Origin of the sequence: Staphylococcus taiwanensis (genome assembly GCA_020544305.1) — a bacterium.
In the GTDB taxonomy this organism is placed as follows: domain Bacteria; phylum Bacillota; class Bacilli; order Staphylococcales; family Staphylococcaceae; genus Staphylococcus; species Staphylococcus taiwanensis.
The window spans coordinates 1,639,327-1,662,410 of the sequence record CP058667.1 but is presented as its reverse complement, the minus strand read 5'-3'; the positions used below and the strand labels follow the sequence as shown (position 1 = coordinate 1,662,410).

The window sequence follows — 23,084 nt, the reverse complement described above, 5'->3', positions numbered from 1 at the left end:
GTCATTGTCGCAGGCTTTGAACATGTTATGTCAATGCACTAGAAAAATATAGACACACAACTGAAAGATTATAAAAGGTTTCAGAATCAATAAATTAGCCTAATCATGATAAAATGAATAATAAGATTATAAATATTAGGTGAGGAAGCTATGTCTAAGGTCAATTTAATTGAAAGTCCATATCCGCTTCAAAGTATCAAAGGACTGGGGCCAAAACGTATTGCATTATTAGAAGAACTGAATATCAATTCCGTAGAGGACTTAATTTTATATTTACCAACGCGTTATGAAGATAATACGGTCGTTGATTTAAATGCTGCTGATGATCAATCTACTGTTACAGTAGTAGGTCAAGTTTATTCAGTACCTACAGTAGCTTTTTTCGGGAGAAACAAATCAAAATTAACAGTTCATTTGATGGTAGATAATATTGCTGTTAAATGTGTCTTTTTCAATCAACCTTATTTAAAAAAGAAAATTGAATTACATGGCACTGTAACAGTTAAAGGCAAGTGGAATCGAGCTAAACAAGAAATAAATGGTAATCGGATGTTCTTCGACAACCAAAATCAAGATCCTTCTGAAGAGAAGTTAGAGCCTGTTTATCGTATCAAAGAAGGCATTAAACAAAAACAAATGCGTGATATGATTCATCAAACACTTCAAGACGTGACTATTCATGAATGGTTAACTGATGAGTTACGCCAAAAATATAAATTAGAAACATTAGAACATACTATTATGACCTTGCATCAACCTAAACATCGTGAAGATTTATTGAGAGCGCGTCGTACATATGCTTTTACTGAACTATTTATGTTCGAACTGCGTATGCAATGGCTAAATCGTTTGGAAAAGACATCTGATGAAGCCATCGAGATTGATTATGATATTCATAAAGTTAAAGATTTTATCGCAACATTACCCTTTGAATTAACCGATGCTCAAAAAACGAGTGTAAATGAAATCTTTCGTGATTTGAAAGCGCCGATAAGAATGCATCGATTATTACAGGGAGATGTAGGTTCAGGGAAAACGGTAGTTGCAGCAATTTGTATGTATGCACTTAAAACAGCAGGATATCAATCTGCACTTATGGTCCCGACAGAAATTTTAGCCGAACAACATGCTAATAGTTTGACGGAATTGTTTGGAGATCATATGAATGTGGCACTTCTTACCGGTTCAGTAAAAGGTAAGAAACGACGTGTCTTATTAGAACAACTTGAGAATGGCACAATAGATTGCTTAATTGGTACGCATGCATTGATACAAGATGATGTCACATTTCAAAATGTGGGGCTAGTTATTACGGATGAACAACATCGATTCGGTGTGAATCAACGTCAACTTTTAAGGGAAAAAGGTGCGATGACGAATGTTCTATTTATGACAGCCACACCCATCCCTAGAACATTAGCTATTTCAGTATTTGGAGAGATGGATGTTTCTTCAATTAAACAGCTTCCTAAAGGGCGTAAACCGATTATTACAAATTGGGCTAAACATGAGCAATATGACCAAGTGCTTGCACAAATGACAGCTGAGTTGAAAAAAGGTCGTCAAGCCTATGTGATTTGCCCACTTATTGAAAGTTCTGAGCATCTAGAAGATGTACAAAATGTCGTAGCTTTATATGAATCACTCCAGGAATATTATGGTACAGGACGAGTTGGATTGCTACATGGCAAAATGCCTGCTGAAGAAAAAGACGATGTCATGACACGTTTTAGTCAACATGAAATTGATATTCTCGTTTCAACCACAGTTGTTGAGGTAGGGGTCAATGTACCTAATGCGACATTTATGATGATTTATGATGCAGATCGCTTTGGATTATCAACATTGCATCAATTACGAGGTCGTGTCGGCCGAAGTGAACATCAAAGTTATTGTGTATTAATTGCATCACCTAAGACAGAAACAGGCATTGAACGTATGACAATTATGACTCAAACGACAGATGGTTTTGAATTAAGTGAACGTGATTTAGAAATGCGTGGTCCTGGAGATTTCTTTGGTGTGAAACAAAGTGGATTACCGGACTTTATGGTTGCTAATATTGTTGAAGATTATCGCATGCTTGAAGTGGCTAGAGATGAAGCAGCTGAATTAATTCAATCAGGTGAGTTCTTTACAGATACTTATGTTCATTTACGTGAGTTTATCGATCAGAATTTACTACATATGAGCTTTGACTAAGTAGTAAGGTTCCGCCTTTTCAAAAAATAAAATCAATGAAATATAATATTTGTTGAGCTTCTTAAATAGAAAGTGTTATGATATGTGAGGAATGTTTAAGACTTGGTACTAAATTCACGTTTAAGAGGGAGAACAACACATGAAATTAAAAAAAGTTGAGCGTCGTCAAGCAATACAGAAGGCGATTGAATTAAACCCCTTTATTACAGATAGTGAATTGTGTGAGCAATTTGAAGTAAGTATACAGACGATACGTTTGGATCGGACTAATCTTAATATTCCTGAATTACGTAAGCGTGTTAAATTAGTAGCTGAACAGAATTATGACCAAATTCGAGCTCTAGAAGCGAATGAAGTAGTCGGAGATTTAATTCAAGTAGAACCCGATGTCTCTGCGCAGTCTATGATTGAAATAGCAGAGGATTCAGTTTTTATGAAATCACAAATTGCTCGAGGTCACATATTATTTGCACAAGCGAATTCACTTTGCGTAGCTGTAATCGATAATCCTACTGTACTAACACAGGAGAGTAACATTAAATTTATAAAAAAAGTGAAGTTACATGATACTGTTAGAGCAGAAGCACATGTTGTAGAAAAAACATCACAACACTATTTAATAGAAGTAAAGTCATTTGTTAAAGATACTATCGTGTTCAAAGGAACATTTAAAATGTTTTATATAAGTGAGGATGTAAAAAATGGTTAAAATTGCTATAGATATGATGGGTGGCGATGATGCACCTGGCATTGTTTTAGAAGCGGTTGAAAAAGCGGTTAATGATTTTAAAGATTTAGAGATTATTTTATTCGGAGATAAAGCGCAATATACTTTAAATCATGAGCGTATAGAATTTAGACATTGCACTGAAAAGATTGAAATGGAAGATGAACCAGTAAGAGCCATTAAACGTAAAAAAGATAGTTCAATGGTACGCATGGCTGAAGCAGTGAAAAACGGTGAAGCTGACGGTTGTATTTCTGCAGGTAATACTGGCGCATTAATGTCTGCGGGATTATTTATTGTTGGGCGTATTAAAGGTGTCGCTCGACCAGCACTAGTCGTCACATTACCTACTATAAATGGCAAAGGATTTGTCTTTTTAGATGTAGGTGCCAATGCAGATGCTAAACCAGAACATTTACTTCAATATGCTCAACTAGGTAATATTTATGCACAAAAAATTAGAGGCATAAGTAATCCGAAAGTTTCATTATTAAATATTGGTACGGAACCAGCCAAAGGTAATACTTTGACAAAAAAATCGTATCAATTACTTAAAGAAGATGGTAGTTTCAATTTTGACGGTAATATAGAAGCTAAGACATTGATGGAGGGCAATACCGATGTTGTCGTAACTGATGGTTATACCGGTAATATGGTACTAAAAAATATTGAAGGTACGGCAAAATCTATAGGAAAAATGTTAAAAGAAACGCTGTTTGCTAGCTTGAAAAATAAATTAGCTGCTGCAGTATTAAAGAAAGATTTAAATACTTTTTCTAAAAAATTAGATTATGCAGAATATGGTGGTTCAGTCTTACTAGGCTTAGATGGAACAGTTGTAAAAGCGCATGGTGGCTCTAATGCACGTGCATTTTATTCTGCGATTCGACAAGCTAAAATTGCAGGCGATGCTAAAATTGTCGATATAATGAGAGAAACGGTGGGTGACGATAATGAGTAAGATTGCAATTGTTTTTCCAGGGCAAGGTGCCCAAAAAGTAGGAATGGCTAAAGATTTATACAATGAAGAGTCTAATGCTACGGATATTTTAAACAATGCACAACACGCAGTTGATTTCGATTTATTAGAAACAATGTTTACTGACAGTGAGAGTAAATTAGGAGAAACTGAAAATACACAACCTGCATTATTAACACATAGTATTGCCTTATTGAATGCATTAGAAGGTGTAAATGCTGATTTTACAATGGGGCATAGCCTAGGTGAATATTCAAGTTTAGTAGCTGCTGGTGTATTAAAGTTTGAAGACGCAGTGAAGATTGTGCGTAAACGTGGTCAATTAATGGCTCAAGCTTTTCCTAATGGTGTTGGTAGTATGGCAGCTGTATTAGGTTTAAGCTACGAAGAAGTGGATAAAATTTGTAAAGATTTATCAACATCAGAAGAATTAATTGAACCTGCGAATATTAACTGTCCTGGACAAATTGTAGTATCTGGACATAAGTCATTAATTGACAAATTAGTAGAGGAAGGTAAATCTTTAGGTGCTAAACGTGTGTTACCTTTAGCGGTATCAGGTCCATTCCATTCATCTATGATGCAAGTTATCGAAAAGGATTTTGAATCCTATATCGATCAATTTGAATGGCATGATGCACAGTTCCCAATTGTACAAAATGTACATGCACAAGGAGAAACAGATGCTGACATCATCAAACAAAATATGGTTAAACAATTGTACTCACCAGTTCAATTTATTCAGTCAACAGAATGGTTGATTGATCAAGGTGTAGATCACTTTATCGAAATAGGTCCAGGCAAAGTGCTATCTGGTCTAATTAAGAAAATTAATCGTGATGTAAAACTTACATCAATTCAAACTCTCGAAGATGTGAAAGGTTGGAATGAAAATGTCTAATAAGAACGCATTAGTTACTGGTGCCTCAAGAGGTATTGGTCGCAGTATCGCATTACAATTAGCTGAAGATGGTTTTAATGTAGCGGTAAACTACGCAGGAAATAAAGAGAAGGCGGAAGCGGTTGTAGCTGAAATTAAAGACAAAGGTGTAGAAAGCTTTGCTATTCAAGCCAATGTAGCTGAAGGCGATGAAGTAAAAGCAATGATTAAAAAAGTAGTTAATCAATTCGGTTCTATAGATGTACTTGTTAATAATGCTGGCATAACACGTGATAATTTATTAATGCGAATGAAAGAACAAGAGTGGGACGATGTTATTAATACAAACTTAAAAGGAACATTTAACTGCATTCAAAAAGTAACACCTCAAATGTTACGTCAACGTAGTGGTTCGATTATTAACCTATCTAGTATTGTTGGTGCTATGGGTAATCCTGGACAAGCAAATTATGTAGCAACAAAAGCAGGTATTGAAGGCTTAACTAAATCAAGCGCACGTGAATTAGCGTCACGTGGCATTACAGTAAATGCTGTAGCACCTGGTTTTATTGTGTCTGATATGACAGATGCTTTAAATGATGATTTAAAAGCACAAATGTTAGAACAAATTCCATTATCACGATTTGGTGAAGATAAAGATATTGCCTATACAGTTGCTTTCTTAGCTTCTGAACGTGCGAAATATATCACTGGACAAACAATTCATGTTAACGGTGGTATGTACATGTAATTTTATTGTTCATAACTTAATTTAATTATGAACTAATATTATCTAAACCACATGATAAGGAAGTATTTTTATACTAATAATTATTATAAAGTATGCTTAATAAACACTTGTTTTTTACCCTTTAAAATGGGAAAATATAGTAGTCTATGGATAGACACTTTTAAAGGAGGTGAATCGACGTGGAAAACTTCGATAAAGTAAAAGATATCATCGTTGACCGTTTAGGTGTAGACGCTGATAAAGTAACTGAAGATGCATCTTTCAAAGATGATTTAGGCGCTGACTCACTTGATATCGCTGAATTAGTAATGGAATTAGAAGATGAATTTGGTACTGAAATTCCTGATGAAGAAGCAGAAAAAATCAACACTGTTGGTGATGCTGTTAAGTATATCAATAGTCTTGAAAAATAAAAAACTTACATCTGAGTCGTCTACAAGATGGCTCAGATTTTTTTCATAAGAATCAATCGAGAATAAACATATTGGAGGTTCTAAAGTGACAAACCCAAAGAAAATAGAGATGGTAAACGACTTTCAACAGCAATTTTCGAATAAAATGAATGAACTTGGTTTTACATATAACAATACTGATTTATATCAACAAGCATTCTCACATTCGAGTTTTATTAATGATTTTAATATGGATCGTTTAGCTCATAATGAACGTCTCGAATTTTTAGGAGATGCGGTATTAGAATTGACGGTATCACGCTACCTTTTTGATAAACATCCAAATTTACCAGAAGGTAATTTAACTAAGATGCGTGCAACTATCGTATGTGAGCCCTCACTTGTAATATTTGCAAATAAAATTGAGCTAAACCAATTAATTCTATTAGGTAAAGGTGAAGAAAAAACCGGTGGCAGAACACGTCCGTCGTTAGTGTCAGATGCTTTCGAAGCATTTGTAGGCGCTTTGTATTTAGATCAAGGTTTGGATGTCGTTTGGCAATTTGCTGAGAAAGTGATTTTCCCTTATGTAGAAGATAATGAATTAATTGGTGTTGTGGATTTCAAAACGCAATTTCAAGAGTATGTGCATAGCCAAAATCGTGGTGATGTCACTTATCGTTTAATTAAAGAAGAAGGTCCGGCTCATCACCGATTATTTACTTCTGAAGTTATTTTAGAACAAGAAGCTATCGCAACTGGCCAAGGCAAGACAAAAAAAGAATCAGAACAAAAAGCAGCAGAAAGTGCATATACTAAATTAAAAAAAACTAATAATTAATGATATATGTCATCCATCTGTTAAAAGTATTAAATATTGTCCTCTTCTCAACAAGAATGAGTATGAATGGTTAACAAGGAGAATAGTATGGTGTATTTAAAATCAATCGATGCCATAGGTTTCAAATCTTTTGCGGATCACACAAATGTCCAATTTGATAAAGGTGTGACTGCAATCGTCGGACCAAATGGTAGCGGAAAAAGTAATATAACTGATGCCATTAAATGGGTATTAGGTGAGCAATCCGCAAAATCATTACGTGGCTCAAAAATGGAAGATATTATTTTCTCAGGTGCAGAACATCGTAATGCTCAAAATTATGCCGAAGTACAATTGAAATTAGATAACAAAGCTAGACAATTACAAGTTGATGCTGATGATATTGTAGTTACTCGTCGTTTATATCGAAGCGGTGAAAGTGAATATTATTTAAATAATGATAAGGCACGTTTACGAGATATTACAGAATTGTTTTTAGATTCTGGATTAGGAAAAGAAGCATTTAGTATTATTTCTCAAGGTAGAGTAGATGAAATACTAAATGCAAAACCTATTGATAGACGTCAAATATTAGAAGAATCAGCAGGGGTACTAAAATATAAAAAGCGTAAGGCAGAATCGCTTCAAAAATTAGACAGTACAGAAGATAATTTATCGCGTGTAGAAGATATACTTTATGATTTAGAGGGACGTGTGGAACCACTTAAAGCTGAAGCCTCTATTGCTAAAGAGTATTTACAATTATCTAAAGAAATGAAACATAGTGATGTCATTGTAACGGTTCATGATATTGACCAATATTCAGAAGATAATCGTGAATTAGACCATAGATTAAATGAATTAAAAAGTCAGCAAGCTGAAAAAGAAGCGAAACAAGCCCAATTAGGTCAATACTTGCAAAAGCAAAAATCAAAACGACAACACATAGACTCAGACGTGGAACGTTTGAATTATGACTTAATTAAAGCGACTGAAGCGTATGAAAAATATACGGGTCAGTTAAATGTGTTAGAAGAAAGAAAACGTAATCAATCCGAAACGAATGCACGATTTGAAGAGGAATTAGAAAATTTGTCTGAAGCATTAACAAATGCACAAAAGGAAAAAGAAGCAATCGTTAACCAATTGACCTCACTGAAAGAAAAGCGTAAGCAAATTAATAATGACGTTCATCACTATGAATCACAACTTTATGTTTCTGATGAACAACATGATGAAAAATTAGAATCAATTAAAAATAATTATTATGAGTTAATGTCAGAACAATCTGATGTAAATAACGATATACGTTTCTTAGAGCATACAATTAAAGAAAATGAAGCGAAAAAGACACGTTTAGATTCGCGTTTAGTAGAAGCGTTTAATCAACTTAAAGCAATCCAAACAGACATAGTTAACACTGATAAAAAATATAAAGATACGATGAAACAACTGGCTCATGTTGAAAGTGAAATTAAAAAAACAGAACAACAACTGTCAGAGGCAAAACGTGTGCAATCAGAATTTGAAGATAAGTTATATCAAGCATATCGTTATACCGATAAAATGAGAGCTAGAATTGAAAGCTTAGAAACACAAGAAGAAGATTATACGTATTTCTTTAATGGTGTTAAACATGTTTTGAAGGCTAAAAATCAATCGTTGCAAGGTATTCATGGAGCTGTTGCTGAAATCATTGATGTACCTTCAGAACTCACTCAGGCTATTGAAACCGCGCTAGGTGCATCATTACAACATATCATAGTAGATACTGAAAAAGATGGTCGTCAAGCGATTCAATTTTTAAAGCAAAAAGGCTTGGGACGTGCCACTTTCTTACCATTAAATGTTATACAATCAAGACATTTAACACATGATGTTAAACAAATAGCACAAAATAGTAGCGGGTTTATTAATATTGCATCAGATGCGGTTAAAGTAAAAGCGCAATATCAATCGATTGTAGAAAATTTACTTGGTACCACAATCATTGTTGATCATTTAAAAAATGCTAATGAGTTAGCAAGAGCTATTAAATATAAAACACGAATCGTTACATTAGAAGGCGATATTGTGAATCCTGGTGGCTCTATGACTGGTGGTGGCGCACGAAAAACGAAAAGTATCCTTTCACAAAAAGATGAATTGACAACGATGCGCAAACAGCTAAAAAATTATGAATCACAAACAAAAGACTTTGAACAACAATTACAAGAACAAAAAAATAAAGTAGAAACGTTTAGTGATTCATATTTCAAATTAAGTCAACAATATAATGAAGTAAAAGAACAATCTCATAATGAAGCACTTGAATTAGATCGTCTAAAAACGCAAGAAGCACACATTAAAGATGAACATGAAGAGTTCGAGTTTGAAAAGAACGATGGTTATCAAAGTGAGAATAGTCGTATTACTCTATCTGAAAAGCAAGCACGTTTAGCTTCAATCAAAGAAGAATTACAACAATTAGAAGCTGATATCGAAAGATTTACGAAGTTATCTAAGGAAGGCAAAGAAAATACGACACAAATACAACAACAATTAAACCAAAAACGTTCTGATTTAGCAGTAGTCAAGGAACGTATTAATGCTCAAAATGATTCATTAGAACGAATAGATAAACAAATTTCAAATACCCAACAACAATTGCAAAATGTTGAAGAAAAAATAGAACTTTTCAATTCTGATGACATGATGGGTCAACAAGCTTTTGATAAGTTAAAAGATAATATTAAAGAGAAAGAACAATTACGTGAATCGATTACTAATCAATTAAAAGAATTAAAAAAACAACGTGTAGATGTAAATGAGGATGTTGAAATTCACGAGGCGCAACTTCAAGAATGTCATCAAGATTTACTGTCTATTGAAAGTTTCTATCAAGATATTAAAGCACAACAATCAAAACTGGATGTACTAATCAATCATGCTATAGACCATTTAAATGATGAATATCAATTAACAGTTGAACGTGCTAGAAACGAATATCAATCAGAAACACCCATTGATGCTTTAAGAAAAAAAGTTAAACTCACTAAAATGTCGATTGAAGAATTGGGTCCAGTTAATATAAATGCAATTGAACAATTTGAAGAAATTAATGAAAGATATACATTCTTAAATGAGCAACGCACGGATTTAAGAGAAGCCAAACAGACGCTTGAACAAATTATTAATGAAATGGATCAAGAAGTAAAAGGACGCTTCAAAGATACATTCTTGCAAGTGCAAGCGCATTTTACTACAGTATTTCAGTCGTTATTTGGTGGCGGACATGCTAAATTAGAACTAACAGATGATGACTACTTATCGGCAGGTGTAGATATAATTGTTCAACCACCAGGTAAGAAGCTACAACACTTATCTCTTTTAAGTGGTGGTGAACGTGCTTTAAGCGCAATTGCATTATTATTTGCGATTTTAAAAGTACGTTCTGCGCCATTTGTTATACTAGATGAAGTAGAAGCGGCACTCGATGAAGCTAATGTCATTCGCTATGCCCAATTTTTAAAAGAATTATCCATTCAGACGCAATTTATCGTTATTACACACCGAAAAGGTACAATGGAATATTCAGATCGATTATATGGTGTCACAATGCAAGAGTCAGGCGTTTCTAAATTAGTAAGTGTAAATTTAAATACAATAGATGAGGTAATGAAGGAGGAGCAAGCATGAGTTTCTTTAAAAGATTAAAGGATAAGTTTTCGACTAAATCAACGGACGATATTGAACAGGAATTATCTGAAGATGAAAGTACTCAAAGTAGTGATTCTTCTCAAGATGAAAGTTCGAGCGAACCAGCTCCTAAAAAGAAACCACGTAAATTAAGCGAAGCAGATTTCGATGATGATGGATTAATTTCGATAGAAGACTTTGAAGAAATTGAAGCTCAAAAAATGGGCGCCAAATTCAAAGCAGGATTGGAAAAATCACGTCAAAACTTCCAAGAACAACTTAATAATTTAATTGCACGCTATAGAACAGTAGATGAAGATTTCTTCGAGGCACTTGAAGAAATGTTTATTACTGCTGATGTTGGTTTTAATACAGTTATGCAATTAACGGAAGAATTACGTACAGAAGCACAACGTCGTAATATTAAAGAAACTGAAGATTTACGTGAAGTTATTGTTGAAAAGATTGTAGAAATCTATCATCAAGAAGATGATCAATCAGAAGCAATGAATCTTGAAGACGGACGATTGAATGTCATTTTAATGGTTGGTGTCAACGGTGTTGGTAAAACAACGACAATCGGTAAACTAGCGCATAGATATAAAATGGAAGGCAAAAAAGTCATGCTTGCAGCTGGAGATACATTCAGAGCAGGTGCAATTGACCAACTACAAGTTTGGGGTGACCGAGTAGGCGTTGAAGTGATTCGTCAAAGTGAAGGTTCAGACCCTGCTGCAGTCGTTTATGATGCGATTAATGCTGCTAAAAATAAAGGCGTTGACATTTTAATCTGTGATACAGCAGGTCGTTTACAAAATAAATCTAATCTCATGCAAGAATTGGATAAAATGAAACGTGTTATTAGTCGTGCTGTACCAGACGCACCTCATGAAGCATTATTATGCTTAGATGCTACAACAGGTCAAAATGCATTATCACAAGCACGTTCATTTAAAGAAGTGACAAATGTATCTGGTATTGTCTTAACTAAATTAGATGGTACTGCCAAAGGTGGTATTGTACTTGCAATTAGAAATGAGCTTCATATTCCAGTTAAATATGTAGGCTTAGGTGAAAAACTTGATGACTTACAACCATTCAACCCAGAAAGTTACGTTTATGGCTTATTCGCAGATATGATAGAACAAAATGAAGATATTCCAGATGAAGTTGCTGAATTAGATTTTAACAATGAGGATCATCCACATGGGGAAAAATGATTTAGTTAAAACACTTCGTATGAATTATTTGTTTGACTTTTATCAATCATTACTTACTGAAAAACAAAGAAATTATCTTGAGTTATTTTATTTAAAAGATTACTCTTTAAGTGAAATCGCAGAGACATTTGATGTGAGTAGACAGGCAGTTTATGATAATATAAGAAGAACTGGCGATTTAGTAGAAGACTATGAGTCTAAGTTAAATTTATATGAAAAGTTTGAACAACGCCGTAAAATATATGATGAAATGAAACAATCGATTAATGATTCAAAACAATTAGAACAATATATCAATCAATTAGAAGAACTTGAATAATAGAGATAAAGGAGGGCAATTGATATGGCATTTGAAGGATTATCCGATCGTTTGCAAGCTACGATGCAAAGAATGCGTGGTAAAGGTAAAGTTACTGAAGCAGATATTAAAGCAATGATGCGTGAAGTACGTCTTGCTTTACTTGAAGCCGATGTTAACTTCAAAGTAGTAAAAGAGTTTGTAAAAACTGTTTCCGATCGTGCCTTAGGATCAGATGTAATGCAATCATTAACACCTGGTCAACAAGTCATTAAAATTGTACAAGACGAATTAACTCAATTAATGGGTGGAGAAAATACATCGATTACAATGGCCAATAAACCACCAACAGTTGTGATGATGGTTGGTTTACAAGGTGCAGGTAAAACAACTACTGCAGGTAAATTAGCGCTATTAATGCGTAAAAAATATAATAAAAAACCGATGTTAGTTGCAGCTGACATTTATCGACCTGCAGCTATTAACCAATTACAAACAGTAGGTAAACAACTTGATGTACCAGTTTATAGTGAAGGCGATCAAGTTAAACCACAACAAATTGTCGAGAATGCTTTAAAACATGCCAAAGAAGAACATTTAGACTTTGTCATCATCGATACAGCTGGTCGTTTACACATTGATGAAGCGTTGATGAATGAACTTCAAGAAGTGAAAGAAATCTCTAAACCAAATGAAATTATGTTAGTTGTAGATGCCATGACTGGTCAAGATGCCGTTAATGTTGCACAATCATTTGATGATCAATTAGATGTGACTGGTGTTACATTAACTAAATTAGATGGCGATACACGTGGTGGTGCTGCATTATCTATTCGTTCTGTTACACAGAAACCAATCAAATTTGTTGGTATGAGCGAGAAGATGGATGGATTGGAATTATTCCATCCTGAACGTATGGCATCTCGTATATTAGGTATGGGTGACGTTCTTAGCCTTATTGAGAAAGCACAGCAAGACGTCGACCAAGAAAAAGCTAAAGATTTAGAAAAGAAAATGCGAGAATCTTCATTTACATTGGATGATTTTTTAGAACAGTTAGATCAAGTTAAAAACTTAGGACCACTTGACGACATCATGAAAATGATTCCTGGTATGAATAAAATGAAGGGTATGGATAAATTAAATATGGACGATAAACAAATCGACCATATAAAAGCGATTATCCAGTCTATGACGCCAAGTGAGAGAGAAAATCCAGCTTCGTTAAATGTTTCTAGAAAAAAACGTATTGCTAAAGGTTCTGGTCGTTCATTACAAGAAGTGAATCGATTAATGAAACAATTTAATGATATGAAGAAAATGATGAAACAATTTAGTGGTGGTAGTCGTAAAGGTAAAAAAGGTAAACGTAGCCAAATGGAAAATATGTTAAAAGGCATGAACTTACCATTTTAATGAAGCTATAATGAATATCGAACGCATTTTGATTAGCGTTCGATATTTTTCTGTTTATTGAAAGTGGAAAGTATTTCATAAATCTATTTTCAAAGGTTCGGCCTAGCTCAAGCTAGTCCATAACCAAATCTACGATTTATTTCATAAATCTAGCTAAAGGATCGCCTGAGCTAAAGCTCATGCATAACCAAATCTACGGTCTTGAAAAAACCTAGATTTGGTAAAGAAAAAAGTCTTTACAAACTATCAAGTTACTGTTAATATTATTTCTTGTAGAAAATAAAAAGTAAAAGATTTAAAGGAGAGTTTTATATATGGCAGTTAAAATTCGTTTAACTCGTTTAGGTTCAAAAAGAAATCCATTCTATCGTATCGTAGTTGCAGACGCACGTTCACCACGTGATGGTCGTATTATCGAACAAATCGGTACTTACAACCCAGCTAGTGTTAATGCGCCGGAAGTTAAAATTGACGAAGAATTAGCATTAAAATGGTTAAAAGACGGTGCTAAACCAACTGATACAGTTCACAATATCTTATCTAAACAAGGTATTTTAAAAACATTTGATGAACAAAAACACGCTAAATAATTTAGCTTAAACTTTATATTAAAGTTTCTTAAGGCGCCATTTCGTGGCGCCTTTTTCAATACTGAAATATTCATGTTAATATTAAAGAAATAAATTATTGTATTAAGAGAGGTGCGACTATGCAAGTTGAAGTGGGTCAAATTGTAAACACTCACGGTATTAAAGGTGAAGTTAAAGTTAAATCGAATTCGGACTTCACAGAAACGCGTTTTCAACCTGGAGAAAAATTAACAGTAAAACATAATAATAATGAAATTCAATTAACTGTCACTTCATATCGTGTACATAAAGGGTTTCATATGCTTAAATTTGAAGGCATTAGTAACATTAATGATGTTGAACACTTTAAAGGTGACTATTTGTATCAAGAACGCGATCACGAAGATATTGAACTAGCAGAAAATGAGTTTTACTATTCAGATATTATAGGATGCACCGTATTTGATGATGAAGACACTCCTATTGGTCGAGTCATCAATATTTTTGAGACTGGCGCAAATGATGTTTGGGTCGTTAAAGGAGATAAAGAATATTTAATTCCTTATATCGCAGATGTTGTTAAAGCTATAGATGTTGAAAATAAATCAATTCGCATTACACCTATGGAAGGATTGTTAGACTAATGAAGATTGACTACTTAACATTGTTTCCTGAAATGTTTGAAGGTGTGCTTAATCATTCTATTTTGAAAAGAGCTCAAGAGAAAGACATTATTGATGTCAATACAATTAATTTTAGAGATTATGCGATTAATAAGCATAATCAAGTCGATGATTATCCGTTTGGTGGAGGACAAGGTATGGTTCTTAAACCTGAACCCGTATTTAATGCGATGAAAGATTTACATCGTAGTGAAGATACGCGTGTTATCTTAATGTGTCCTCAAGGTCGCCCCTTTTCACAAAGTATTGCACAAGAATTAAGTGAAGCTGAGCATATCGTATTTATTTGTGGCCATTATGAAGGGTACGATGAACGTATCAGAGAGCATCTTGTGACGGATGAAATTTCAATGGGAGATTATGTCTTAACAGGTGGAGAGTTACCTGCTATGACCATGACAGATGCCATTGTGCGCTTAATTCCTGGTGTATTAGGAAATCAACAATCTCACCAAGATGATTCTTTCTCAGATGGCCTATTAGAGTTTCCTCAATACACACGTCCTAGAGAATTTGAAGGTATGACAGTTCCTGACGTTTTATTATCAGGAAATCACGCACATATTGAAAAATGGCGACATGAGCAAAAAATTATTCGTACATTGAATAAACGACCGGATTTATTACAACATTATCAGCTAACTAAAGATGATAAAGAAATTATAGAAAACTATAAAAAGCAATTGAAAAACAATTAGTATTATGCTAATATAAATCAAGTGTGAAAAGACACTAAAAATCACTATGATCCGCTGCTATATGTATGTCTAGGCAAGAACATAGGTTGAAGGAGAGTATATAAATGAGCAATCATAAGTTAATCGAAGCAGTAACTAAATCACAATTACGCACAGACTTACCATCATTCCGTACTGGTGACACTTTACGTGTACACGTACGTATCGTTGAGGGTACTCGTGAACGTATCCAAGTATTCGAAGGTGTTGTAATCAAACGCCGTGGTGGAGGAATTTCAGAAACTTTCACAGTTCGTAAGATTTCTTCAGGTGTAGGTGTGGAACGTACATTCCCATTACACACTCCAAAAATCGAAAAAATCGAAGTTAAACGTCGTGGTAAAGTACGTCGTGCTAAATTATACTACTTACGTAGTTTACGTGGTAAAGCTGCTAGAATCCAAGAAATTCGTTAATCAGCAGACTAAAGATATGACAAAGATGTGGGTTAGTTACAACGCATATCTTTCAGAAAAAGATTTCCAGTTTATTCTAAGAAGAATAGACCGGAAGTCTTTTTTTGGTTCTATAATAAAATTAGACTGAAGACTCAATGTCTCCAGTCCAATTTATTGTAAAGTCTTATTAATCCATTACGCATTATACTTTCTTTTTAACCATAAACTAAAGATGATACTGCCAACAAGGCCCATCACACTTATTATCATTAACGGATAGAAATATGGTGGAGTATAGGTTAAACGTATATGTGTATCATTTTTACTTACTGGTATTGCTGTCATAATACCATTTGCCTGTTTGACTTCCACTTTTCTACCATCGACTGTGGCATGCATTCCTTTAGCATATGCTGTCGGTAAAATCACATAGCCTGAAGACTGTTTAGGTTTAGTTATCGTGTAGCCATTGCGATTGCTTTTAACTTTGACAGGAGTTAAATCATTTGATGCATGTTTTAAAGTGCGATAATTTTCGCCGTAAATACCTTTTATAGATAAACGATAATTACCTTTTGATAAATGAACTTTCAACGCATCTGAAGATTTCACACGCATGGTCACAGGTGTGACGAAACGACGATATTTATAACTAAGTGGATTACGATCTTGTGCATATTCATTTACGCCAACAGTGTGTGCTTTATCTGGTGAAAGTAATTCTACATCCATTTCAACATACATATCTTTATATTGAGTCGCCATGGACTTCGGTAAAGCTAACGTAATCCCACCATCATTTTTATGAACGGTTACATGGTTATTTTTATGCCAAGTAGCATCATTTGTAGACATTTGTGCATTATTCAGTAAATTCTTATTCGCTTTGAATGAAGTATTGGTTTTTACTGATTTATCATTAAAGACGACGCCTTGTAACATTGCCTGTTCTCGATCTATTGGTGACTTAAGGTCACTTGCGTCATATACTTTATCGGTAACGTGAGCCGCAGGATAGTCGATAGTATTTGTGGAATGTATTAATTTGTCTTTGCCGTTCTTAATGGTCTCTGCCTTTTCAAAGCCATAAGGCATATTCAAATCGTTTGGATGACGGAAACGATCATGGACGTTCCATAATGCTTCTAAGTTAGCGCGATTACCTAAATAGCGATAGGTACTGTTTTTATCAACGGGCATATTAATTTGCATTTGCTTATCATAATAGTTCAAAATAGCTCCATCGAAAATGCTAGAATATAATGAAATACCATTATAGTGATAAATAAATGGTGAATTCAAAGCATACATAGACATATAATCTATACGATGAAAAGGATCATTAGCATGTTTATCATTTAAAGTATCAATCTTTTTAGCTAGTGCTTGATTATGGTAGCTAGAATCATTCATGAAATGAGTTGTGGCTGTATAAGGCTTGATGGTGCGTGCGCTTGAATCATGAGTCATAATCACTTGTTGACAGAAGAAGAGAAGCACAATCCCTACAAGTACAATGGGCTTACTGAGCAATTGTTTTTTATAAACAAGTAATGCCAGCACAATAATGATAAATAAGGCCACAATCATCCAATTTACAAAATTATCAGCGATGATATATCGAATGGTGCCTAAAATGAATATTGGAATAGCAGCGAATAAATACTGGAACATCGTCAATTCTGATAAGTGATGAATATACAAGGCAATCAATGCACTAGTAGATAGTACTAGGAAATATACCCAACGACGTTGTGGTAATGAAAATCCATTAAAAGCACTATCAAAATATTGAGATAATGAACCAATGAGTAAGAACCAAGTAATAATAGCAAATATTTTATAGTAATAATGTTTATATAGTTTAGGCGTTAATAGAGCGACCAAGGCAATTAATGAAATAGTGACATAAAATCCATTAGAAAAGATGTAATAATTATTTTTAGTTAAATCTGTAAATAAAGTTATTTTAAAATCATTATTCTGCTGACGATCATTATTTAAAAATGAGGATACCCCAGTATAAAAACCTAAGATACTAGAAAGTAACGCTAATATTGTACCTATGGATAATAGATAAAATTTTTGCCAACGTGTGACGATATCGTAACGATATTTAAATATCGTTCGTAATACAAAATAGATACCTAAGACAATTGCTTGGTAATAGCTAAAATAGAAATTAGAAAATAACGTTAAAGCTACGGCAAAAATGAATAGGCCAATTTTACCGCGTTGAAATAGTCGTTCCATACCCCATAACGACAAGGGTAATAAAATTAACAAATCGCCGTAAAAGGACCACGTAAAGTTATAATAAAGTACTACAGTTGATGCACCATATAAAATTGTTGCTATTAAAAGTGGTGCAGGTTTTAATTTTAAATATCTAAAATAATAAAACGCACAAATAAAAGTAATGACAGTACGTGCATATGCCACGACAAGCTGATTTGTAGGCCAAAAACTAATTTCTTGTGGCTGCCAATGTAATATATGTTCACCAAGCCAGACCACAATGAAATTAGCCCACATCATAGGTGATAAGGAATAGTAGTAGGCTAATCCTTTAACGTAATCTCCACCCAAACCAAAAGATTGATCATAAAATCCTTTAAAATGAGAAAAATGGTCGTATAAATATAATTGGAAAGGCATCATTTGTCTGAAACCATCTCCAGAACCACTAAATACAGCGCCATCTTTCACGTAATCTCGAATAAACGGATAATATATTGTTAAAGATACAAGATTAGCAATTATAAATATGAAACCAAGCGTCCACAAAGGTTTCGTCCAAATTTTCTTAATCAATTTATTTCCTCATCTTTCTCTTTTTTGAATTACTAAATCTTACAAATAGAATGCTAATGATGATACTTACTAATGAAATAAAAATCATCGTATTCCAATAAGGTGGTTGATATTTAATTGTGATGTTTTTAGCATCTTTATCAACGTGCACACCAGTCATCATATAGTTGACTTTAAATGGGGTGACGCGTGTACCATCGACGTAGGCACGCATACCTTCACGGTAAGGTATGTTAATGGTTGCCACACCTTTAGTATGTTTAGCTAATGATACTTCAACACCATTTTTAATATCTTTATATTCAGAGTTGAAATCTGCATGTTGATGTGCTTTTTTTAGCGTATCATAATTTTCGCCATTTAATTGCTGTAAATCCATATAAAATTCACCATTTGGTGATAACATAATCTGAATATCACCATTTTTATCGGGTTGTGTGCGATATAACTGAGTATCAACCCCAGTACGATACGTTGAATTATTAAATAGACGATTGTTAGCGTAATTATTTACAGCTACAGTATAATTGCTGTCAGGATTGCCACGTTTAATTTTCATAGTGACATAGAAATCATCATATTTCTGGCGTAAAGATTTAGGTAAATGCAATTTGACAGTGCCACCATTACCACCAACAACTTTATATTTATTGTGACCAAGTTGTTTAATATTGTGATATTGAATGGTTGATTTAGACAGTAAATTTGGTGTTTTAGAATTATATGACGTACCTTTACCATCAATCACTACGCCATCTAACATGGCATGTTCTCTATCCATGACTGTTTTTAAAGAGTTACTATTATAAATATGATTTGTAACTTTCACTGAAGGTAGATTAAGCGTGTTCTCATATATAGTATACTGTCCACTTGTTTTTACTTTTTGAAAATAGGCCGGCAAATTACCTTGATAATTTTTTAACATCATGTATCGAATTGAAAATAAGCTTGCAATATTTTGACGACCATTCGTTGATTGATAACGACTTAACGATTCTTCAGCAAGATTAATCTTTAAGTTATCATAATAATAATCAAGAATATTGTGATGGAAGATACTTGAATATAAACTTAAGCCTTTGAAGTGCTGGTACATCGGCGTGTTATCTTGTTCATTAACGCGCCAATCTATACGTTCATCTTCATGTTTACTCGTATTCATCTCTTTAACAAGCGCACGTTGTAAATCTGAACTATAAAGACTTGAATTAATATAGAATGTATTGGCACGATCTTGATGATCCTTAAAATAAATTTGATTTTTAATAAAGACAATGGAAACCATTAAACTAAGTATAATAATTGATACACCAAATAAATAACTTAAATTTAGACGATATTTTCTATCTTTTAACATTAAAATAAGTAAACCTATTAAAGAAACAATAGGCACAAGTACGAGCCACGCTACGAATTTGTGATAGGTAATCGCACTCGCAAATATGATTATTTCAGCAATAATATTACTAAAAATATATGTTTTAATTTTCAATGTTCTGAAATATTTCAGGAATAAACCAATTAATATCGCTGAATTAAATGAAAGTATAAAGTGCCAGCGTTTTTGAGGTGCTGAAAAGCCATTGAACACTTGATCTATAAATGGTACAAAGCTTAGTAGAATAAATACAAGCGTTAGTATAGCGAATAAACGATAGTAATAATGTTTATAAAGTTTAAAACACAATAGCGCTTGTATTGTTATAAATAGTAATACAATCAAATAATTATCAAAGAAGATATTTGTATTGATGTTTAACTTTTCAAAGGTATTAACTGTTCCTGAAAAGGGTACACGACGATTGTTGATGAAACTTTGTGCACCGTGAAAAAACATAAATAAACTATTACCTAGCCCAAGTAAAGCACTGATACATAAAAACAGAAATGCTTTACCACGTGAAACGATATCTTTTGGATGTCTAAAGATTAGTCGAATAAATATATAACCTGCACCGATAAGGCATAGATAATATGCAAAATAAAAATTATTAATCATTAATAATGTCACTGTAACAATAAACAGGCCGAATTTTTGCTTTTGCAAGACACGTTCAATCGATAGTAATAATAAGGGCATCCAAATAAACACATCACTAAAGAATGGCCAATAAACTGTAAAGCGATAATAAAGCGGTGACATTACAAAGAGAAAAGCCATAATGATACTAATCCAAGTATTGCGAGAGATAAATTTGCTATATAAATAGGTACAGTACATCGCGATACTCGCTTTTAAGATTGAAATGATTAGCGCATTAATCATCCAAAAAAGAAGACCTTGCGTATTTATATGTATAAATGTTTTCAAAATGATTATAACAATCACATTTAAGATAAATAGTATATTTGTTGAAAAATAATAACTTAAATCAGTGAAGAAATCTCCACCCAATCCAAAATCAGTAGCATAGAAAAGATTGCCATGACTCCACTTTTCAAATAAAAACATTTGAATTGGCACCATTTGTTCAATACCATCATTTGGTCCAGTGAATAATATACCGTCATGAATAAAGCGATAAATAATGTAACTATGTCCTAGTAGAGATAATACTAGAAATAAACTTATGTAAATTAATATTTTCTTCATATTTAACCTCTAAATTTAGGAAGTGATTTTTATATAACAACATATTAATTGTAGGGGATAGGTTATCGGATTAAAAGTAATTATGCTTTGATGAATGGCAAATTTACAGTACTTTAACGTTTTAAATAATGAATGCTAAAATAGAGGTTGAATTTAAGTTAAAGTGGTTATCGTTTTTCTTTTCGAGTATAATCAAAAAGTTGAAATAGAATTAATTGAAAGTAAGGTGAATAATTATGCCAATTCAATGGTATCCAGGACATATGGCCAAAGCCAAACGTGAAGTGACAGAACAACTTAAGAAAGTTGATGTTGTCTTTGAATTAGTTGATGCACGAATTCCATATAGTTCTCGTAATCCAATGATTGATGAAGTAATTAAGCAAAAACCACGTGTGGTTATTCTAAATAAAAAAGATATGTCAAATCTAAATGAGATGCAGAAATGGGAACAATTCTTTATCGAAAAAGGATATTATCCTGTAGCAGTGGATGCGAAACATGGTAAAAATTTAAAAGGTGTGGAAACCGCTGCTATTGAAGCAACAAAAGAAAAATTTGAGCGAGAAAAAGCTAAAGGACTTAAACCTAGAGCGATTAGAGCAATGATTGTTGGTATACCGAATGTCGGTAAATCAACATTAATTAATAAGTTAGCAAGAAAGAATATAGCTCAAACAGGAAATAAGCCAGGTGTAACCAAACAACAACAATGGATTAAGGTTGGTCAATCTCTTCAATTGTTAGATACGCCAGGTATTTTATGGCCTAAATTCGAAGATGAAATTGTTGGTAAGAAATTAAGCTTAACAGGTGCAATTAAAGATAGCATTGTTCATTTAGATGAAGTTGCTATTTATGGTTTACAGTTCTTACTTAAACATGATTTAGATGGCTTCAAACAACATTATAAAATTGATGTACCAAGTGACGCAGAAATATTAGAATGGTTTGATGCGATTGGACGTCGACGCGGACTTTTACAAAGAGGTAATGAAGTAGATTATGAAGCGGTGATTGAACTTATCATTAATGATGTACGCAACGCTAAAATTGGTACTTATTGCTTCGACTTATATGCAGAAATGAAGAGTGAATTAGACAATGACGCAAACAATTAATGAAGTAAAAGGTATATTGGCTGAGATTAAATCGATAGAGGAATTAGATCAACACGATTTAAACAAAGATACCCGAAAAGGTGTTCAACTAAATATTGAAAGACGACGCAAACAACTTTTAAAAGAAAAAGAAATCATAGCGCATTACAATGTAATGAAACAATATGAGACTGAGTTGTTAAGTTCAAATTCAAAAGCGTTAATCTGTGGGATAGATGAGGTCGGTCGCGGACCATTAGCAGGACCAGTTGTAGCATGTGCAGTAATCTTGAATGAAGGGCACCAATATTTGGGATTGGATGATTCGAAGAAAGTTTCGGCCACTAAAAGAGAACGATTAAACTGTCAACTTAAAGATGGTGTATTAGATTATGCATATGGAATTGCCAGTCCAGATGAGATTGATAAGCTAAATATTTATAATGCCACAAAACTTGCCATGAAACGAGCTTTAGATCAATTAAGTCATCGACCTAATCACTTATTAATTGATGCAATGACATTAGATACACCAATTCCTCAAACTTCAATTATTAAAGGTGATGCAAAAAGTGTATCGATAGCGGCGGCAAGTATTATGGCAAAAGAATATCGAGATGCGTTGATGAAAGATATTGCGAAAGATTATCCTGGTTATGACTTTGATAAAAATGTAGGTTACGGAACTAAAAAACATCTTGAAGGCTTAGCTAAATTAGGTATTACACCACACCATCGTAAAAGTTTTGAACCAGTAAAATCTATGTTGTAATTATTTGAATTTTAAATTTATTGCAAAAAGTGGAACACTTTCAGTTTACAAT

General features: G+C 33.4%; 19 protein-coding genes. 17 read left to right on the top strand and 2 right to left on the bottom strand.

Features of this window, described 5'->3' with window-relative positions; all coding sequences use genetic code 11:
* Nucleotides 1-150 precede the first annotated feature (150 nt).
* The 15 genes from recG (at nucleotide 151) to rplS (ending at nucleotide 15,768) form a co-directional block, all read left to right on the top strand.
* Nucleotides 151-2,202 (top strand): ATP-dependent DNA helicase RecG, encoded by a 2,052-nt coding sequence (gene recG, locus HYI43_07835; protein UDI78458.1) that lies wholly within the window; start codon nucleotides 151-153, stop codon nucleotides 2,200-2,202.
* 139 nt (nucleotides 2,203-2,341) lie between these two features.
* Nucleotides 2,342-2,911, top strand: a complete 570-nt coding sequence (fapR, locus tag HYI43_07830; protein ID UDI78457.1) for a transcription factor FapR — start codon at nucleotides 2,342-2,344, stop codon at nucleotides 2,909-2,911.
* A complete protein-coding gene (gene plsX, locus HYI43_07825; GenBank protein ID UDI78456.1) occupies nucleotides 2,904-3,890 on the top strand; it encodes a phosphate acyltransferase PlsX in 987 nt (328 codons plus the stop codon). The genes fapR and plsX overlap by 8 nt, the downstream gene beginning before the upstream one ends.
* Nucleotides 3,883-4,809, top strand: coding sequence for an ACP S-malonyltransferase (fabD, locus tag HYI43_07820; protein UDI78455.1), 927 nt, complete (start codon nucleotides 3,883-3,885; stop codon nucleotides 4,807-4,809). The genes plsX and fabD overlap by 8 nt, the downstream gene beginning before the upstream one ends.
* Nucleotides 4,796-5,539, top strand: coding sequence for a 3-oxoacyl-[acyl-carrier-protein] reductase (fabG, locus tag HYI43_07815; GenBank protein ID UDI78454.1), 744 nt, complete (start codon nucleotides 4,796-4,798; stop codon nucleotides 5,537-5,539). The genes fabD and fabG overlap by 14 nt, the downstream gene beginning before the upstream one ends.
* A 179-nt stretch (nucleotides 5,540-5,718) precedes the next feature.
* A complete protein-coding gene (locus tag HYI43_07810) occupies nucleotides 5,719-5,952 on the top strand; it encodes an acyl carrier protein (protein ID UDI78453.1) in 234 nt (77 codons plus the stop codon).
* A gap of 85 nt (nucleotides 5,953-6,037) precedes the next feature.
* Nucleotides 6,038-6,772: a ribonuclease III gene (locus HYI43_07805; protein ID UDI78452.1), complete on the top strand. Its 735-nt coding sequence runs from the start codon at nucleotides 6,038-6,040 to the stop codon at nucleotides 6,770-6,772.
* Nucleotides 6,773-6,859: 87 nt separating this feature from the next.
* Entirely contained in the window at nucleotides 6,860-10,429 is a 3,570-nt protein-coding gene (smc, locus tag HYI43_07800; GenBank protein ID UDI78451.1) for a chromosome segregation protein SMC, read from the top strand.
* Complete coding sequence (gene ftsY, locus HYI43_07795; protein ID UDI78450.1) at nucleotides 10,426-11,649, top strand: signal recognition particle-docking protein FtsY; 1,224 nt, start codon at nucleotides 10,426-10,428, stop codon at nucleotides 11,647-11,649. Before smc ends, ftsY begins: the two co-directional genes overlap by 4 nt.
* Entirely contained in the window at nucleotides 11,636-11,968 is a 333-nt protein-coding gene (locus tag HYI43_07790) for a putative DNA-binding protein (protein ID UDI78449.1), read from the top strand. Before ftsY ends, HYI43_07790 begins: the two co-directional genes overlap by 14 nt.
* 24 nt (nucleotides 11,969-11,992) lie before the next feature.
* A complete protein-coding gene (gene ffh / locus HYI43_07785) occupies nucleotides 11,993-13,363 on the top strand; it encodes a signal recognition particle protein (protein UDI78448.1) in 1,371 nt (456 codons plus the stop codon).
* A gap of 314 nt (nucleotides 13,364-13,677) precedes the next feature.
* A complete protein-coding gene (gene rpsP, locus HYI43_07780; GenBank protein ID UDI78447.1) occupies nucleotides 13,678-13,953 on the top strand; it encodes a 30S ribosomal protein S16 in 276 nt (91 codons plus the stop codon).
* Nucleotides 13,954-14,072: 119 nt separating this feature from the next.
* Complete coding sequence (gene rimM / locus HYI43_07775; protein UDI78446.1) at nucleotides 14,073-14,576, top strand: ribosome maturation factor RimM; 504 nt, start codon at nucleotides 14,073-14,075, stop codon at nucleotides 14,574-14,576.
* A complete protein-coding gene (gene trmD / locus HYI43_07770) occupies nucleotides 14,576-15,313 on the top strand; it encodes a tRNA (guanosine(37)-N1)-methyltransferase TrmD (GenBank protein ID UDI78445.1) in 738 nt (245 codons plus the stop codon). The genes rimM and trmD overlap by 1 nt, the downstream gene beginning before the upstream one ends.
* Nucleotides 15,314-15,417: 104 nt before the next feature.
* A complete protein-coding gene (gene rplS / locus HYI43_07765) occupies nucleotides 15,418-15,768 on the top strand; it encodes a 50S ribosomal protein L19 (GenBank protein ID UDI78444.1) in 351 nt (116 codons plus the stop codon).
* A 177-nt stretch (nucleotides 15,769-15,945) separates the two neighbouring features.
* Here rplS and HYI43_07760 read toward each other — a convergent pair whose 3' ends face one another.
* Both HYI43_07760 and HYI43_07755 read right to left on the bottom strand, forming a co-directional pair.
* Complete coding sequence (locus HYI43_07760) at nucleotides 15,946-18,564, bottom strand: YfhO family protein (GenBank protein ID UDI78443.1); 2,619 nt, start codon at nucleotides 18,562-18,564, stop codon at nucleotides 15,946-15,948.
* Nucleotide 18,565: 1 nt separating this feature from the next.
* Nucleotides 18,566-21,160 (bottom strand): YfhO family protein, encoded by a 2,595-nt coding sequence (locus HYI43_07755; GenBank protein ID UDI78442.1) that lies wholly within the window; start codon nucleotides 21,158-21,160, stop codon nucleotides 18,566-18,568.
* Nucleotides 21,161-21,396: 236 nt separating this feature from the next.
* On the opposite strand from HYI43_07755, the gene ylqF reads away from it, so the two are divergent.
* Together ylqF and HYI43_07745 are read left to right on the top strand one after the other, a co-directional pair.
* Complete coding sequence (gene ylqF / locus HYI43_07750) at nucleotides 21,397-22,281, top strand: ribosome biogenesis GTPase YlqF (protein ID UDI78441.1); 885 nt, start codon at nucleotides 21,397-21,399, stop codon at nucleotides 22,279-22,281.
* Complete coding sequence (locus HYI43_07745) at nucleotides 22,265-23,032, top strand: ribonuclease HII (GenBank protein UDI78440.1); 768 nt, start codon at nucleotides 22,265-22,267, stop codon at nucleotides 23,030-23,032. Before ylqF ends, HYI43_07745 begins: the two co-directional genes overlap by 17 nt.
* The last annotated feature ends 52 nt before the right edge of the window (nucleotides 23,033-23,084 follow it).